The 15,737-nt window shown below is 73.3% G+C and carries 13 protein-coding genes; 3 read left to right on the forward strand and 10 right to left on the reverse strand.

Annotated features, from left to right (window positions below; translation table 11 throughout):
* Positions 1-103 precede the first annotated feature (103 nt).
* On the forward strand, positions 104-1,357 hold the full coding sequence (locus tag ACIBO8_RS09260; protein WP_396114605.1) for a lamin tail domain-containing protein: 1,254 nt from the start codon (positions 104-106) through the stop codon (positions 1,355-1,357).
* Positions 1,358-1,611: 254 nt separating this feature from the next.
* Entirely contained in the window at positions 1,612-2,217 is a 606-nt protein-coding gene (locus ACIBO8_RS09265) for a response regulator transcription factor (protein ID WP_396114606.1), read from the forward strand.
* A 45-nt stretch (positions 2,218-2,262) separates the two neighbouring features.
* On the opposite strand, the gene ACIBO8_RS09270 is transcribed toward ACIBO8_RS09265, so the two are convergent.
* The 10 genes from ACIBO8_RS09270 to ACIBO8_RS09315 are packed head-to-tail and all read right to left on the reverse strand — an operon-like array spanning position 2,263 to position 13,477.
* Positions 2,263-3,042, reverse strand: coding sequence for a family 16 glycosylhydrolase (locus ACIBO8_RS09270; RefSeq protein ID WP_396114607.1), 780 nt, complete (start codon positions 3,040-3,042; stop codon positions 2,263-2,265).
* Between the two features lie 4 nt (positions 3,043-3,046).
* A complete protein-coding gene (locus ACIBO8_RS09275) occupies positions 3,047-4,252 on the reverse strand; it encodes a cytochrome P450 (RefSeq protein ID WP_396114608.1) in 1,206 nt (401 codons plus the stop codon).
* Positions 4,249-5,364 carry a glycosyltransferase gene (locus tag ACIBO8_RS09280; protein WP_396114609.1) on the reverse strand — a complete coding sequence of 372 codons (1,116 nt, stop codon included), beginning with the start codon at positions 5,362-5,364 and terminating at the stop codon, positions 4,249-4,251. Before ACIBO8_RS09280 ends, ACIBO8_RS09275 begins: the two co-directional genes overlap by 4 nt.
* Positions 5,361-6,509 carry a GNAT family N-acetyltransferase gene (locus ACIBO8_RS09285; protein ID WP_396114610.1) on the reverse strand — a complete coding sequence of 383 codons (1,149 nt, stop codon included), beginning with the start codon at positions 6,507-6,509 and terminating at the stop codon, positions 5,361-5,363. Before ACIBO8_RS09285 ends, ACIBO8_RS09280 begins: the two co-directional genes overlap by 4 nt.
* Positions 6,506-7,318: a Wzz/FepE/Etk N-terminal domain-containing protein gene (locus ACIBO8_RS09290; RefSeq protein ID WP_396114611.1), complete on the reverse strand. Its 813-nt coding sequence runs from the start codon at positions 7,316-7,318 to the stop codon at positions 6,506-6,508. Before ACIBO8_RS09290 ends, ACIBO8_RS09285 begins: the two co-directional genes overlap by 4 nt.
* Positions 7,315-8,433: a glycosyltransferase gene (locus ACIBO8_RS09295; protein WP_396114612.1), complete on the reverse strand. Its 1,119-nt coding sequence runs from the start codon at positions 8,431-8,433 to the stop codon at positions 7,315-7,317. The genes ACIBO8_RS09290 and ACIBO8_RS09295 overlap by 4 nt, the downstream gene beginning before the upstream one ends.
* On the reverse strand, positions 8,430-9,152 hold the full coding sequence (locus tag ACIBO8_RS09300; RefSeq protein WP_396114613.1) for a polysaccharide deacetylase family protein: 723 nt from the start codon (positions 9,150-9,152) through the stop codon (positions 8,430-8,432). The genes ACIBO8_RS09295 and ACIBO8_RS09300 overlap by 4 nt, the downstream gene beginning before the upstream one ends.
* A complete protein-coding gene (locus ACIBO8_RS09305) occupies positions 9,142-10,683 on the reverse strand; it encodes a lipid II flippase MurJ (RefSeq protein WP_396114614.1) in 1,542 nt (513 codons plus the stop codon). The genes ACIBO8_RS09300 and ACIBO8_RS09305 overlap by 11 nt, the downstream gene beginning before the upstream one ends.
* Positions 10,680-12,062: an O-antigen ligase family protein gene (locus ACIBO8_RS09310; protein ID WP_396114615.1), complete on the reverse strand. Its 1,383-nt coding sequence runs from the start codon at positions 12,060-12,062 to the stop codon at positions 10,680-10,682. Before ACIBO8_RS09310 ends, ACIBO8_RS09305 begins: the two co-directional genes overlap by 4 nt.
* Before the next feature lie 2 nt (positions 12,063-12,064).
* Complete coding sequence (locus ACIBO8_RS09315; protein WP_396114616.1) at positions 12,065-13,477, reverse strand: sugar transferase; 1,413 nt, start codon at positions 13,475-13,477, stop codon at positions 12,065-12,067.
* A gap of 366 nt (positions 13,478-13,843) precedes the next feature.
* Here ACIBO8_RS09315 and ACIBO8_RS09320 point away from each other — a divergent pair, with 366 nt between their 5' ends.
* The gene (locus ACIBO8_RS09320) at positions 13,844-15,721 is read left to right on the forward strand and encodes an adenylyl cyclase (RefSeq protein ID WP_396114617.1); all 1,878 of its coding nucleotides are present in this window, start codon (positions 13,844-13,846) and stop codon (positions 15,719-15,721) included.
* The last annotated feature ends 16 nt before the right edge of the window (positions 15,722-15,737 follow it).

Below are 15,737 nucleotides of genomic sequence, written 5' to 3' on the forward strand. Positions count from 1 at the left end.
TCGGACAGCTACCCGACGCACACGTTCTGTGACCGTCCCTGGCGGCGTTAGCGTGCCGCCAGGCCTGCCGCCGGTGGGCCGCCGAGGTGGGTGGTGAGGTCGCATGACGTACACGCTGCTGACGGGACGATTCGTCGTTCGCTATCCGGACCTGCCGCGTCAGGGGCCGGAGCCGGACGGGGACACGGTCAAGTTCCGGCCGGACTCACCCGCGCTGGTGGAGGGGCTGCCGCGGCCGTCCGGCTCGCCGCCGGACCTGACCGCGCGCGGCATCTCGGTACGCCTGGAGGCGATCGACGCGCTCGAGACCCACTTCGCCGAGACCCACCAGGATCTCGCCGGTGCGAACGCCGCCCGCGACGAACTGTTGCGCCTGCTGGGCTTCACCGGCGTGCGGTTCTTCGACGACCTGCCCAACAAGGTGCGGGCGTCGGATCAGGACGACGTGCCCGGGTACGTGCTGTCCAACGGCATCGACGCCAACGGCCGGATGATCGGCTTCGTGCAGCCGGGCTCGTCCCCGGAACCCGACGGCGCCACGGTCTTCCTCGACGACGCCGGCATCGACAAGACGCTCAACGCCCGGCTGCTCGCCGCCGGGCTCGTGTATCCGGCTTTCTACGCGACCTTGCCGGGATCCCTGCGTACCCATCTCGCCGGGATCTCCCGGAAGGCGCGGGCCGACCGGGCGGGGATCTGGGCCGCCTCCACCGCCGATCCGGACGGCGCCGCCACCGTCGCCGATCTCGCGGCCCTGCAACGCCTCACCGTCTGGCCGAAGCTGTTCCGCCGGCTGGTGCCCTTCCTGGCCACGGGGGCCACCGGGTTCGACGGCCTGGACGCCTGGCTGCGCTCGGACCCGGTCAACCGGGACGACTCGCTCTTCCTGCTCGACCGGCTCGAGACCGGTAACCTGCACGACGTCATCGAGGCGTCCGGGCACAGCGTGCAGCTGACCGCGTGGCCGGAGGACTTCATCATCGAGCCGGATCCGGCCGCGCCCGGCACGCCGACGACCCCGCCGAAGCAGGCCACCGGCGACGTGGTGATCGTCGCGGCCCTGCCCGACCCGGCCGGCGGCGACCGGGGCCGCGAGCGGCTGACTCTGCTCAACACCACGGCGGCGTCGATCGACCTGGCCGGGTGGACGCTGCGCGACCGCAACGGGCACTCGCAGGTGCTCGCCGGGTCGCTGGCGGGCGGCGACGTCGTCCAGGTCGTGGCGGGCAGCGGCGTGAGCCTGGGCAACACCGGTGGCACGGTGACGCTGGCGGACGCGCTGGGCAGCCCGATCGATCGGGTCAGCTACCGGGCCGGGCAGGTCAAGGAGGGCCGGACCATCGCTTTCGGCCGGTGAGCGGCCAGTTCGCCTTCGGTCGATCGGACGGACATTTCGTTCGGCGCCGGAGGCCATGACGTCTGTCGATCTTCACGACAACGCTCACCCGTCCGGTCGTGACGCCGTACCGAAACACCTGAGCTGGGGAAACGGCGGAGCGTGTCCGGAAAGGACGACATAGCCGGGCACGTTCTCGTCGCATTTCCCGACCATGCGCGAATGGCCTTCGAGGACTAAATTCCGAAGTGGGCCGCGGCCGGCAAGGAGGCATGATGATCCGGGTTCTGGTGGTGCGCGACGGGGGCTATTTCGGCATCCACGTGCGGGTGCTGCTGAGCGCCCAGCGGGACATCGAAGTCGTCGGCACGCTGCCCATGGAGCCCGACGTCGCGGCCCGCGCGGTCGATTTCGCGCCCGGCGTCGTGGTGATCGACACCGAGTTCATGGTGAGCCAGGTGCTGCCGGCGGCGGCCGAGCTGCGGGCGCGGATCCCGTCCTGCTCGGTGCTGGTGCTCTGCGATCCGACCAAGCGCGGCATGCTCCCGCCCCGGCGCCGCGGCGGGGACGTCAGCTTCCTGCTCAAGGACGCCTCGGCGCCGTATCTGGCGGACTCGGTGCGCCGGCTCGCCGCGGGGGAGCGGATCGTGCATCCGAGGCTCCAGGCGGCCTCGCTCAACACCGAGCGTGGGCTGAGCACCCGCGAGCTGGAGGTGCTGGGCCTGGCGGCCGAGGGGGAGTCGGTCAACGACATCGCCAAGCGGCTCTACCTCTCCGGCGGCACCGTCCGCAACTACCTGTCATCGGTGATCGGCAAGACCGGCGCCCGCAACCGGCTGGACGCGATCCGCATCGTCCGCAAGGACGGCTGGCTGCGCTGACCTCTTCACAGACCCGGTCGCGGCGGCGGGTGGTCAGCGTCGCGGCTATCGCGCGCTCCACGCCCTGATGTAGTCGACGCGTTTGGTGGCCGTGGTCGTCGCGGCGTCCGGCGGGATCTTCGAGTAGACGGCCAGGTTCGAGATGATGGTGGTGGTCCCGTCCGACGTGGCGCCGGTGTGACAGACCTTCTTGCCGTCGGCGTACCAGGTGGTGCCCGAGGGCTCGATGGCCACCCCGTACGTGTGCCAGCCGCTCGTCGGGTCGAAGCCGGGCCGCCACTCGCACCGGCCGCCTGCGCCGGAGAACTGGGTGCCGTAGAGGCGCCGGTGGTCGTCCGAGTAGAACTCGTACACGTCGGTCTCGGTGTGCCGGTCCACGCCGCGCGCCTGCCAGGTCCAGAACGCCGGCCAGAAGCCGCGGGCGGCGGGCAGTATCGCGCGTTCCTCGAGGTAGCCGTAGCGGAACGAGTACGACGACGTGCTCGTGATCAGGCACGACGTCCAGTCGTAGCGCTGCCCCGAGGACGGCGACACGACCGGCTCCCGGCGGGCGGTCAGCACCAGCTCGCCACCGGCGACCCTGCAGTTGGCCGCCCGGTTCCACTCCAGCTGCTGGTTGCCCGGGTTGCCGCGGCCCTCGTCGGCCTCGGCGCTGGAGTGGTCGGCCCACCGAGCCGGATCCAGCCGGGTGCCGTCGAACTCGTCGCTGAACACGAGCCGCCAGCCGCCTCGACGGCCGTCGGGCAGGACCTCGGACCCCGTCGCGGCGGGCGACGGTGTGCAGCCGGCGAGGAGGAGGATCAGCGCGACGATGAACCGGATCATGGCTTCAGCACCGGAAGCGGAGCCGGCCGACGCGGTTGTCGAAACTGGACGCGACCAGCTCCGGCTCGCCCACCGAGCGCAGGCCGGGGTGCCGGGTCAGCAGCTCCCGGAAGAGCACGGTCATCTCCTGGCGGGCCAGCGCGGTGCCGAGGCAGAAGTGCGGTCCGCCGCCGCCGAAGCCGACGTGCGGGTTGGGCCGCCGGGTGATGTCGAACGCGTCCGGGTCGGCGAAGACCGTCTCGTCGCGGTTGGCGGCCGCGTAACAGAGCATCACCTCGTCGCCCGCGCGCAGCGGATAGCCGTGCAGCTCGTGGTCGCGCGCCACCGTACGCCGGAACTGGATGATCGGCGACGAGTGCCGCACCACCTCGTCGACGAACCCGGCGGCGTACCGGTCGAAGTCGCCGGTCAGCATCTCCCGCTGCGCCGGATTGACGGTCAGCAGGTGGAGCCCGTGCGCGATGGCGTTGCGGGTCGTCTCCACGCCCGCCACCAGCAGCAGCGAGAAGAACGAGCCCAGCTCCCGACGGGTCAGCCCCCGGCCGTCGACCTCGGCGGTGACCAGCGCGGAGATCAGGTCGTCGCCGGGTTCGCGCCGCCGCTGCCGGGACACCTGCGCGACGACGCGGTGCATCCGGGCGAGCGCGCGCAGGCTGCGGCCCGGTACGCGCAGGCGCCGCCGCACCTCCGTACCGGCGCCGGCCCGCTCGATCTGGGCGAGCAGCTCCCGCCGGTACGGCGCCGGGATGCCCATCATCCGGCAGATGACCTCGAACGGCATCCGCGCGGCGGCGGTCTCGACGAAGTCGCCGGAGTGCGCGGCGGCGACGTCGTCGGCGATGCCACCCGCGGTGCGGCGGACGTCCTCGGCGATCCGGGCGAGCACGCGGGGGGTGAAGGCGCGGCTGACGACGCCGCGCAGCCGGGCGTGGCGGGGATCGTCCAGGTTGACCATCGAGTCGCCGAAGACGAACCGGACCCACCCGGCAGGCTTCGGTGTCGTGACGCCGGGGCCGCTGACGAACACCTCGGGCGTACGGCTGGCCGCCACGACGTCGCGGTGGCGCACGAGGGCGTAGCCGCCGTCGCCGCACATCGCGGGCCGGTCCAGGGCGCGCAGCAGGCGGAAGGCCTCGAGCCGCTGCTCGGGCGGCCGGCGCCAGAACTCGGGATCGGCGAGGTCGAGCGTCTCGCGGTGCACGGCGGTCATCGCGTGCCACGTCCTCTCGCGGCGATCGCGGCCGTGCGCCCCGCCAGCCGGTCGAAGGTCAGGCGCTGGTCGTAGTGGGCGGCGCGCTGGACGGCCACCGCGCCCTCGGCAGCCGCGAGTGCCGGGTCGAGCAGCCGCCGGGTGACCGCCGCGGCGAGGGCCGCCGGGTCGCCGGGCGCCACCCGCGCACCGGCCGTGGGGGCGACCGCCTCGGCGAGCCCCGGGACGTCGCTGACGACGACGCTGCGTCCGGTCGCCAGGGCTTCCAGCACGGTCAGCGAAAGTCCCTCCCATCGCGACGGCAGCACCACCACGTCCGCCGCTGCGAGCCAGTCGCGGACGTCGTCGACCGCGCCGGCGAAGGTCACTCCCGGCGCGCGCGCCGACCGCAGCGTGGCGTCCAGCTCGCCGGCGCCGACCAGGGCCAGCTCGGCTGCCGGGCACCGCGCGAGGACCGCCGGCCACGCCGCGAGCAGCACGTCCTGGCCCTTCTGCCGGGTCAGGCGCCCGACGCAGACGGCGAGCGTGCCGGAGCGGGGCCGGCCGAGGCGGTCCCGGGCGGCGGCGCGGGCGTCCGGGCCGGCCGGACGGAACCGGAGGAGGTCCACACCGTTCTGCACCACGGCGTACCGGCCGCGGACGCCGCCGGCCCGGCCCTGCTCCGCCTCGCCCTGACCGACGCAGAGCAGCAGGTCGGTCCAGCGGGCGGCGGCGCGCTCCCAGGCCAGGCTCGCCGCCCGCAGCGCGCCGTCCACGGCCAGCCAGGACCAGCCGTGCGGCTGGAAGAGGACGGGCACCCGCCGGCAGGGGCGCAGCCGGCCCGCCAGGCCCGCCTTCGAGGCGTGCAGGTGGACGACGTCCGGCTGCGTACGGTCGACGAGGGCGCGCAGCCGCAGCGCCTCGGACAGGGCCTCGGGCCCCGGGCTGCGTACCGCCCGCCAGCGCAGCCGCGGGATGCCGGCCCGAGCCAGATCGTCGGCGAGCCGGCCGCCGTCCGGGCACGCCACCGACACCCGCCAGCCGCGCGCCATCTGGTCCAGGCAGGCCGCGACGACGTACCGGGCGACGCCGCCGTCGGCGGGCTGGGCGACGTGCAGCACCGCGACGCTCATCGCGCACCGCCGACCAGCCGCCGCGCCCGGTCCCGGACGTCCCGCAGCCACGGCGCGTGCTCCTTGGCAGCCAGCACCGCGGCCCGCGCCGTGCGGACCCGGCTGGCGTAGACCGCCGCCCGTACGCTGCCCGGCCGGCCGAGGATGATGCGCTGGTTCAGCGCCTCCCGGGGCTGCCAGCGCGCCTTGTAGTGTTCCGCGCCGCGCAGCATGCTCATCGTCGGCAGCCCGAGCCGGTGGGCCAGCGGCAGCGTGTCGGCCAGCAGCATCGTGCTGACGTCGACCCGCTCCCGCAGGGCCGGGTCGGCGCCGTAGAGGTAACCGCCGACGACGTCCCGGCCGATCAGCATCAGCGACGAGGCCATCAGCCGGCCGTCGATCCGGTACTCCAGCAGGGCCGCCTGGCCGGCGGCGAGCATGCCGCCCACCGAGCGGGTGAGGTGCCCGGCGAAGGCGGGGGTCAGGTGGTGCTCGTTGATGCCGCGGCCGCGCCATTGCAACTCGTGCAGCCGCAGTAGCTCGGCCACCGCCGGCCCGGCCTCGGCCGCGGTGACCGCGCGGACCGCCACGCCCGCCCGGTCGAGCTGGTTCAGGCGGCGGCGTACGGTCTTGCGGGTCTTGGGCGGCAGGACGCGGACGAGGTCCTCCATCGGGGAGGCGGGCAGCTCGAGGCAGAGCGACGCGGGGGTCCGCCATCGGCCGCCCTGCCAGGCGTCCCACAGCGCCGTGCCGCTCACCGCGCCCGGGCGGGACTCGGGCAGGTCCACCGCCTGCCAGCCGGGCTCCAGCAGCAGCGCCCTGGCCAGGATCCGGGCCGCCGGGCGGACGACGCCGTCGGCGGCCAGCACGTCGGTGAAGTCCGCCAGCGCACCGCCGAGCGGCGTCAGTACGGTGCAGCCGGCCTGACGCCGGACCTGCAACGGCGCCGCCCCGACCAGCCGGCCCTCGTGGCGTACGAGGACCAGGCGCAGGGTGCCCGGCGTGGCGTACGAGTGCCACCACGACTCGAGCCACGAGTACGACTGGAACGGCGACGCGGTGGCGCAGCGGGCGTACAGGTCCTCCCACTGATCGCGGAGCCCGGCCAGTCCGTCGTCGCCGCGGCGGGTCTCGGCCGTCCACATGTCCTTGTCCACGGTGATCATTCGTCCTCCATCCCGGCGACCGTGGCGCGCCCCACGACCCGCTGCGCCGGGATCACCGGCTCGGCGGCGTCCTCGCCGAGCGACGCGTCCACGGACGACGCCCGGTACGCGGTGATCGCCTTGGGTGGCCGCTGGACGAGCGCGACGCCGGTGAAGCGTTCGACGTCCGGCGTCTCGTCCTCCGTGATCTCCGCCTCGTAGCGCTCCGGCTCGGCCTGCGCACGGTCGTCGTCCTCCTCGGCGCGGTCGCGGACGCTCGTGGACCGGCCCACCCCGGCCAGGACGGCGAGCCCGCCGATGAGCAGCCCGCCGGCCGCGCCGACCGCCAGCTCCAGCGGCGGCTTGGGCGACGTCGGCTTCTCCGGTACGGTCGCCGGCGCCAGCATCGACAGGGTCACCTTGGTGTCCGACCGGCGCAGGCTGCCGTAGTCGGCGAGGGCGCCGGCGACCGCGTTGGCCAGGTCGGTGGTGTGCCGCGCGCTGGTACCGGTCGCGGTGAGCTCGACGACCGGCGCGTCGGGCGACGTCGACGCGGTGACCGAGGACAGCCCGGTGCGGTCGCCGCCGAGCCGGGCCGCGGCCTGGGCCAGCACCGGGCCGCTGGTGGCGATCCGGCCGTACGCCTGGGCGAAGTTGAGCGCCGTGATCGATTCGCCCGGCTCGCCGATCGCCACCACGTACGCCTTCGCGGTGTAGGTGGGCGTCTTCATCGCGGCATAGGTGGCGCCGGCCGCCCCGCCCACGAGGGTGAGCAGGAGCAGCAGCCCGAAGCGGCGGACCAGCCGCCGCAGGATCTCGCGTGAGTTCACCGTGGTGTTCCTTTGCTCTCGGCTCGTTCGGGCGCGGGGACGATCCGGTCGTAGAGGCGGCCGACCGACTCGGCCAGCCGGGCGATGTCGTAGCGGCCGACGATCGCCGGTACGGGCCGCCGGGCGCCGCCGCGCTCGCAGAGGCCGGCCAGCTCGGCCCGCAGGGCGCGCGGCAGCGACTCCGGGTCGCGCGAGAGCCGCCGGGCCGACTCGTCGCGGGACTCCTCCAGCGGGGGGCACACCGCGTACAGGGCCGGCAGGCCGCAGGCGAGGGCCTCCAGCACGGCCAGCCCGAAGGTCTCGTGGGCGGACGGGGAGACGAACACGTCCATGGCGCAGAGCAGGTCGCGGACGTGCCCGACCGCTCCGGTGAAGACCACCCGGCCGCCGACGCCCTGCCGATGGGCCTGCTCGGCCAGGCTGCGGCGGGCCGAGCCGTCGCCGACGAGCAGCAGGGTGGCGCCGGGGACCTGGGTCAGCGCCCAGATCAGGTGGTCGAAGCGTTTGCCCGGCTCCAGGCGGCCGACCCCGCCGACCACGACCGCGTCCCGGGCGATGCCGTACCGGGCCCGGGCCGCCGCGCGCCGCAGCGGGTCGTAGCGGAACTCGGCCGCGTCGATGCCGTTGGGGATGACGCTGATCCGCCGCGCCGGGACGCCCCAGGCACGCAGCCGCGCGGCCACCGTGCCGGAGACCGCGATGGTGACCCGGCCGGCCCGTTCGGTCGCCAGATAGAGGGCGCGCACGGCGGGCGAGGTCCGCCGGCCCTCGATGACCCCGTCGCCGAGGGAGTGCTCGGTCGCGACGGCCGGCACGCCCGCCAGCCGGGCCGCCACCCGGCCGTGGACGCAGGCCCTGTACAGGTGGGTGTGCACGAGGTCGAAGCGGCCGTCGTGGATGAGGCGGCGCAACTTCACCACGGCGGACACGTCGCGGTTGCTCGACATCGTCAGCTCGTGGACGGTCGTGCCGTCGGCGCGGATGGCGGCGGCGACCGCGCCCGGGTTCGACAGGGTGACGACCTCGCAGTCGTGCGGCAGCCGCCGCAGCAGCAACCGCAGCTGGTGCTCGGCACCGCCGGGGGCCAGGCCGGTGATGACGTGCAGCACCCTCATCGCGCGGCCCTGCCGGCCCGCAACCGGTGCCGCGCCAGCTTGGCGAAGAGGTGCGGCCCGGTGTCCCGGTCGCCGATGAAGGTACGCGGTACGGCGTACCGACCGTCCAGCCGCGACGGATGCACGGCGCAGGCGTAGTCGTACCCGGTCTCCTCGACCGCGCCGACCTCCCGGGCGCCGGCGTCGCCGTACGGGTAGCAGAAACCCGTCACCGCGCTGCCGGTGATCTCGGCGAGGAGCAGCCGGCTGCGGCGTACCTGATCGAAGAGCTCGCCGTCGCTGACCTCGCTGAGCCGCACGTGCGAGAGGCTGTGCGAGCCGATCTCCATGCCCGCGGCGGCGGCGCGCCGGACCTCGGTGACCGTCATCAGGCCCTTGCGAGGCCCCGGTTCGTCCCAGCTGTTCCAGCCGCCGAGCGAGCCCGCGACCACGAACACCGTCGCGGTGAAACCCTGCCGGTGCAGGGCCGGAACCACCTCCGTGACGAAGTCGGCGTACCCGTCGTCGAAGGTGAGGCCGACCAGCCCGGCACCCCGGCCCTCCCGGCGGGCCTCCAGCAGCTCGGTCATCGACACGCCCCGCAGTCCGCGGGCGGCGAGCCAGCGCAGCTGCCGCTCGAACCGCTCCGGCCGGACGGTCACCTGGTACGGGTCCGATTCGTACTTGTCCACCGAGTGGTACATGAGCACCAGCGGCAGGGGAACGAGTTCAGCTTCCATGGGGGATCCTCCCCTTCCACGCCTCGTCGAGGCCCGTCAGGCGGGCGAGGGCGGCGAACACGCCGAGCACCACCAGGCCGCCCACCACGGCGGTGGGCAGCGGCGGCCATGCCGCGAGGGCGCGACCGGTGAGCCAGCCGGCCGTTCCGGCCACGGTGGCGGCGGCGGCCAGCTTCGCCGCCGAGGCGCCGACCGCCCGCACGGAGACGGCGATGATGCGGGCGCGCAGGCCGAGGAGCAGCAGGACGGCGGTGGTGGTGATACCGATGCCGTTGGCGGCCGCGATCGCGTACGCGCCGAGGAACGGCACCGCAGCCGCGGCGACCGCGGCGGTGAGTGCGAGCCCGGCGGCCATCGCGGCGGCCGGGTACCAGGTGCGCCGCTCGCCGGTGAAGAACGGGCGTGACAGCACGCCGACCATCGCGTGCCCGAACACGCCCAGGGCGTACACCCGCATGACGGACGCCGTCGCGGCCGTGTCCGCCGCGGTGAACCGGCCGTGCTCGAGCAGGACGGCCACCACCTGCGGGGCGAACGCGATCAGATACGCGGTGGCCAGGAAGATGAGCGCGGTGACCGTGCGCAGGTCGGTCTCGACCCGGCGCCGCGCCTGCTCGAGCTCGCCCGCCGCGACGCTGCGGGCGAGTGTGGGGAAGGTGACCGTGCAGACCAGCAGCGCGATCAGCATCGGGATCTGCGCGACCTTCTGCGCGTAATTCAGGTACGAGATCGTGCCGGGCGCCAGCGACGAGCCGAGGTACCGCTCGACGAAGACCTGGGCCTGGCGGGCGACCGTGTACGCGACGATCGGCGCGACCACGCCGAGCATCACCGGGGAGCCGGTGAACCGCCACCGCCGGGGCAGCCCGACGTGCCGCAGGAAGCTCGGCACCTGTACGAGCACCATGAAGACGCTGCCGAGCGCGACCCCGGCGGCGGCGCTGACGACACCCAGCCGGCCGTGCAGAGTGGCCATCAGGGCGACGATCCCGACGTTGTACGCGAGGTGGATGGCTGCCGGCGCGCCGAACACGTGGTTGGCGCGCAGCGCGGCGCTGAGGTAGCCGGCGATCCCGAAGGTCAGCACGGTGACGGCCGTGAGCCGGGTGCACGTGATGGCGAGCTGCGGATCGGCGAGGCCGGGGGCGACCACCCGGACCAGCACGGGTGCGCCCAGCGCCACCGCCGCGGAGCTGACGACCAGCACGGCGATGACGGGCGGCAGGGTGGTGGAGAGCACCGCCCGGGTCGCGCGGACGGCGTCGCGCTCGGTGGCCCGGGTCAGCGCCCGGCTGAACACCGGGATCATGAGCAGCGACATCGCGCCCTCGACCACCAGGACGAAGGCGGTCTCCGGCACGGTCCAGGCGACCAGGAAGGCGTCGGTGCCGCCGTCGGCGCCGAAGAACCGGGCCAGCAGCAGGTCGCGGACGAGCCCCAGCAGCGACCCGGCCATGGTGACCACGATCGTGACCAGGGCCGCGCGGACGAGCGTGGTCCGTACCGGGCTGCGATCGGCGGTCGCCGTCATCGTGCTACCTCCTCGGCCGGATGGGGGACGATGACGCTGCGCCGGGCGACGAGGCCCAGGGTCACGGCGAGCAGGACGCTGCTGGGCCCGCCGCCGGTGTCGCCGTAGACGAAGTCGACCAGCGTCCAGACCATGAGGGCCGGCGCGGCCAGGTCCAGGAACCGCTCCTCGGCCGGGGGCAGCAGGCTCGGCCGGCGCCGCACGGATCCGACCGCCAGGGTCCCGAGCAGGCCGCCGAAGGCGAGGATGCCGACGGTGCCCTGTTCACTGAGGACCATCAGGTACTGGTTGTGGGCCGACAGCAGGGGTTCGCGGCTCACCCCGGATCCCGGGTCGCCGACGTCGCTGCCGGCGGAGAGGGCCACCGAGGCGTAGCTGTCGCGGTAGCCGGCGAAGTCCTTGAGGCCCACGCCGATGACCGGGTGGTCGGCCCAGATCGCGGTGGCGGCGTGCCAGAGCGCGTACCGGTCCTGGACGGACTGGTCGGGTTCGCTGCCGGACGAGCCGATGCTGGTGATGCGCTGGCCGAACGTGCCCGCCGACGGGTCGCTTCCGCTCGCGCTCATGGAGAGCAGGGCGAAGCCGATCGCGCCCAGGCCGGCGAGGACGACGGCGAGCCGCCAGTTGGCGATGACCAGCAGCACCAGGAGCGCGCAGGCGGTGGCGATCCACGCCCCCCGGCTGAGGGTCAGGCCGAGCGGCAGGAGCAGTGCCGCCGCGCCCGCCAGCAGGCCGGCCCGGGCGCGGCCGCGGAGCGCCAGACCCAGGGCCAGCGTCACGACCAGGCCGTAGCCCAGGAGCGCCGCCAGAGCCATCACCTGCTCGGCGCCGAACGTGCCGACCGCGCGGACGTACTGGCCCGCGTACGAGGCGCCGGTCTTCGTGACGTACTGGTAGACGCCGACGCTGCCCTCGACGGCGGTGACGGCGACGACGGCCCCGGCGACCAGGCGGACGTCGAGCCGGTCCCGCAGCGCCATCGCCACGGCGACCGGCACGAGCACGAACAGCTCGCTGTAGCGGATGAAGCCGACGACGCTGGCCGACACGTCGCTCGCCGTCACCGTCGCCAGTGCGAAGGAAGCCAGGGCCGCGCCGAACGGGAGCCAGCCGCGCCGGGCGGTGGACCGGTCGCCGCCGAGCAGCCGTACGGCCAGCACCGCGACCACGACCCCGGCGGCGAGGTCGGCCGCGGTGATGTGCCCGGAGGCCGACACGTCGCTGATGTGGCTCGGTACGCAGATCAGCAGGACCGTGCCGACGACCAGGACGCTGGGCCGGCGTACCGCGACGTCGACGGCCGTCAGCAACCAGGCCAGCGGCGCCAGGGCCACGCGCATCGGACCGCGCACGACCGTGAGGGGGAGCGGCGCCGTCATCGTCAGACCCGGTGGATGCTGATCATGGCGCCGACCGTCCGCAGGATGATCTTCAGGTCCATCCCGATCGACCAGTGCTCGATGTAGTGGTTGTCGAAGCGCACCCGCTCCTCGATCGACGTGTCGCCGCGCAGCCCGTTGATCTGCGCCCACCCGGTGATACCGGCGGGCACCCGGTGCCGGTCGAGATAGCCGGCGTACGTGCGCTGGAACTGCTCGACGAAGTACGGCCGCTCGGGCCGCGGGCCGACCAGCGACATGCTGCCGCGCAGGACGTTCACCAGCTGAGGGAGCTCGTCGAGCGAGCTGAAGCGCAGGAAGCGGCCCACCGGCCCGACCCGGGCGTCGGTGTTGATGTTCCACTTGACCTGCGATTCCAGGTCGGTCGACGGGGTCAGCGAGCGGAACTTGACGATCGTGAACGGGTGGCCGTCGCGGCCGATCCGCTGCTGGCGGAAGAGCACGCCGTGGCGGCCGGACTCGGTCTTCACGGCCAGCGCGCAGAGCAGGAACACCGGGGCGAGCAGCACCAGGGCGATCGCGGCGCCGCAGATGTCGATCAGCCGCTTCACCGCCCAGCGGCGCATCTGGACCGGCTCGGGACGCAGCCGTGCGACCGGGATGCCGCGGATCAGCTCGGCGCCGCCGCAGCCGACGGCGAGCTCGAACAGCCGGGGCACGACGTGCACGGTGACGCCGTGGCGCCGGCACCGGCGCAGCGCCGCGACCAGGTCGGCGTCCGGAGTGGCCGGATACGCGACGATCAGGTGCAGCGGCTTGTACTTCCGGACGGCCCTCTCCAGGTCGGCGGCCGGCGCCAGGATCGGCAGGCTGAGCGGGGTGAGCGGGCGGGGCCCGACGAATCCGACCGGCGCGATGCCGTACGAGCGGTCCTCGCGCAGCGCGTCGGCGAGCCGGACGGCGACCTCGCCGCAGCCGACCACGATGGCCGCGCGGCCCGGGGAGCGGCGGCGATGGCGGCGCAGGAGGCGGTAGCCGGCGACCCGGCCGGCCACGGCGGCCGCGAAGATCGCGGCCAGCACGTCCGGAGGCGGGGACACCGGCCAGGGCAGCCAGAAGCCGGCGACCGTGGCGATGGCGAGCGAGAGCACCATGCGGGGCAGGTCGTCGAGGACGGCGAACTGCAGCCGGGCCCGGTAGAGGCGCGCGACGGCGAGGGTGAGCACCACGGCCGCCGACCGCACGAGGATCGTGGCCCAGCCCGCGCCGGTCGCGGCCGACACTCCGGCGACCGCGGCCGCGTCCAGGACGACGAGAACGGTGCCCTCGCCGAGACCGGTGCGGGTGGCGCGGACCGGCCGGGCCGGCACGGGTGGCGCGACGGGACGGGCGGTGAGCTCGGCGGGCCGCCCGCTCGTGCGGCCCGGCCGGATGCTCGAAGCTGTCTGGAACACGGCCCTCCCTGCCCGGCAATCGCTGGATAGAGGTTCTGCGAGAATCGTGGCAGTCGCGCGGGCCGCAATTACAGTCGCAAATGTCATGGAGAACATGAGAGAGTTTCACGCGCGATATGACATCCGCGGAAATGGTGGCGCCGAATTGATTTCCCGCCATTTCGCCGCCGGGCTCCGGGTGCGGGTGGCCGGGGCGGCACATTGATCATCCTTTCGGCCTTGCTGGTTCCGGAACCGGGGCGAGATGTCCGTATGCGGCCCTGAATGCCGCCCGGAGAGAGCGCTCCACCACTTGACATCCGGGCTCGTCTATCGCTTTCTGTGACCTGGTTCATTGCAGCCCTGTTACGGAAAGGACCACCCCGCATGTCGACACGCCCCTCCGGGCGCCGGCGCCTCGGCCGGTTACTCGCCGCCGGTCTCCTCCTGGTGACCGCCGGAACATTGACGGGTACGTCCGCGTCCGCGGCCCCGTCGCAGTACGCGAACACCGTGCCGGGCCTCGGAGCCAACGTCACCGTCTTCGACCCGGGTATGCCGGTCGAGCAGATCCAGGCGACCCTCGACGCCACGCACGCCAAGCAGGTCGACAACGAGATGGGCACCGAGCGGTACGCCTACCTCTTCAAGCCCGGCACGTACGGCACCGCGGAGAAGCCGCTGCAGATCAAGGTGGGCTACTACACCGAGATCTCCGGGCTCGGCGCGTCGCCGTCGGACGTCGTCATCAACGGCAAGGTCGAGGTCTACAACCGGTGCCTCGAGAACGGCGGCACCAGCAACTGCCTCGCGCTGGTCAATTTCTGGCGCACCCTGTCCAACCTCACCATCAACGTCAACGGCGCGGGCCAGGACGGCTGTCGTGCCTCGGCCAACTTCTGGGCCGTGTCGCAGGCCGTGTCGCTGCGCCGGCTCGACATCAAGGGCGGCAACCTGTCGCTGATGGACTACTGCACCGCAGGCCCGCAGTACGCCAGCGGCGGCTTTATCGCGGACTCGAACATGCCCGACGTGGTCAGCGGCTCCCAGCAGCAGTGGATCACCCGTAACAGCAAGGTCAAGAGCTGGTCCAACGGCGTGTGGAACCAGGTCTTCTCCGGCGTCGAGGGTGCCCCCGGCGACGCGGCGTTCCCGAACCCGCCGTACACGACGGTCGAGCAGACGCCGGTCAGCCGGGAGAAGCCGTACCTGTTCGTCGACGCCCGGGGCCGGTACAACGTCCGGGTGCCGTCGGCGCACCGGGGCACCAGCGGCACCTCGTGGGATCAGGACCTCACCTCGGGCCGGACGATCCCGCTGAGCGACTTCTTCGTGGCCAAGCCGTCCGACCCGGTCTGGAAGATCAACGCCGCCCTCACGCTCGGCAAGCACCTGCTGCTCACCCCGGGCGTCTACAACATCGACCGCAGCATCACCGCGTGGCGCCCGAACACCGTGGTGCTGGGCCTCGGCCACGCCACCCTGACCGCGGTCAATGGCGCCACCCCGCTGACCGTGGCCGACGTGCCCGGCGTCATCGTCGCCGGCGTCACCATCGACGCGGGCACCAAGGAGTCGAAGACGCTGCTGCGCGTGGGCGACAAGCACGGCATCGGCATCAGCTCGCCGAACAACCCGACCACGCTGTCCGACGTGTACTTCCGCGTCGGCGGCCCGCACATCGGCAAGACCGACACCGCGCTCGAGGTCGACAGCGACAACGTGCTCATCGACCACACCTGGGTGTGGCGCGCCGACCACGGCGTCGAGGGCTTCACCGAGGGCAAGAACGGCGACACCGACCGCTGGCGCACCAACATCGGCCGGCAGGGCGCGGTCATCAACGGCGACAACGTCACCGCGACCGGCCTGTTCGTCGAGCACTTCCAGCGCTACAACACGACCTGGAACGGCGACAAAGGCACGACGATTCTCTACCAGAACGAGCTGCCGTACGACCCGCCGACGCAGGCGGACTGGATGAACGGCAAGGTCCAGGGCTACGCCGGCTACAAGGTCGGCAACCGGGTCCGTACCCACACCCTCTACGGCGCGGGCGTCTACGTGTTCAACCAGAACAACCCGACGATCCACACCGCGAACGGCTTCGAGGTCCCGGACCGCCCGGGCGTCAAGCTGCACCACATCATGACGGTGAACCTCAGCGCGGGCGTCATCGACCACGTCGTCAACGGCGTGGGGGCTCCGGCCGACACCACCAAGGTCGGCCAGCCGGTCTACGTCAACGAGTACCCCGCGCCGTAACGGCACCTCAGCGCGG

This window comes from Actinoplanes sp. NPDC049681 (assembly GCF_044465265.1).
GTDB lineage: Bacteria > Actinomycetota > Actinomycetes > Mycobacteriales > Micromonosporaceae > Actinoplanes.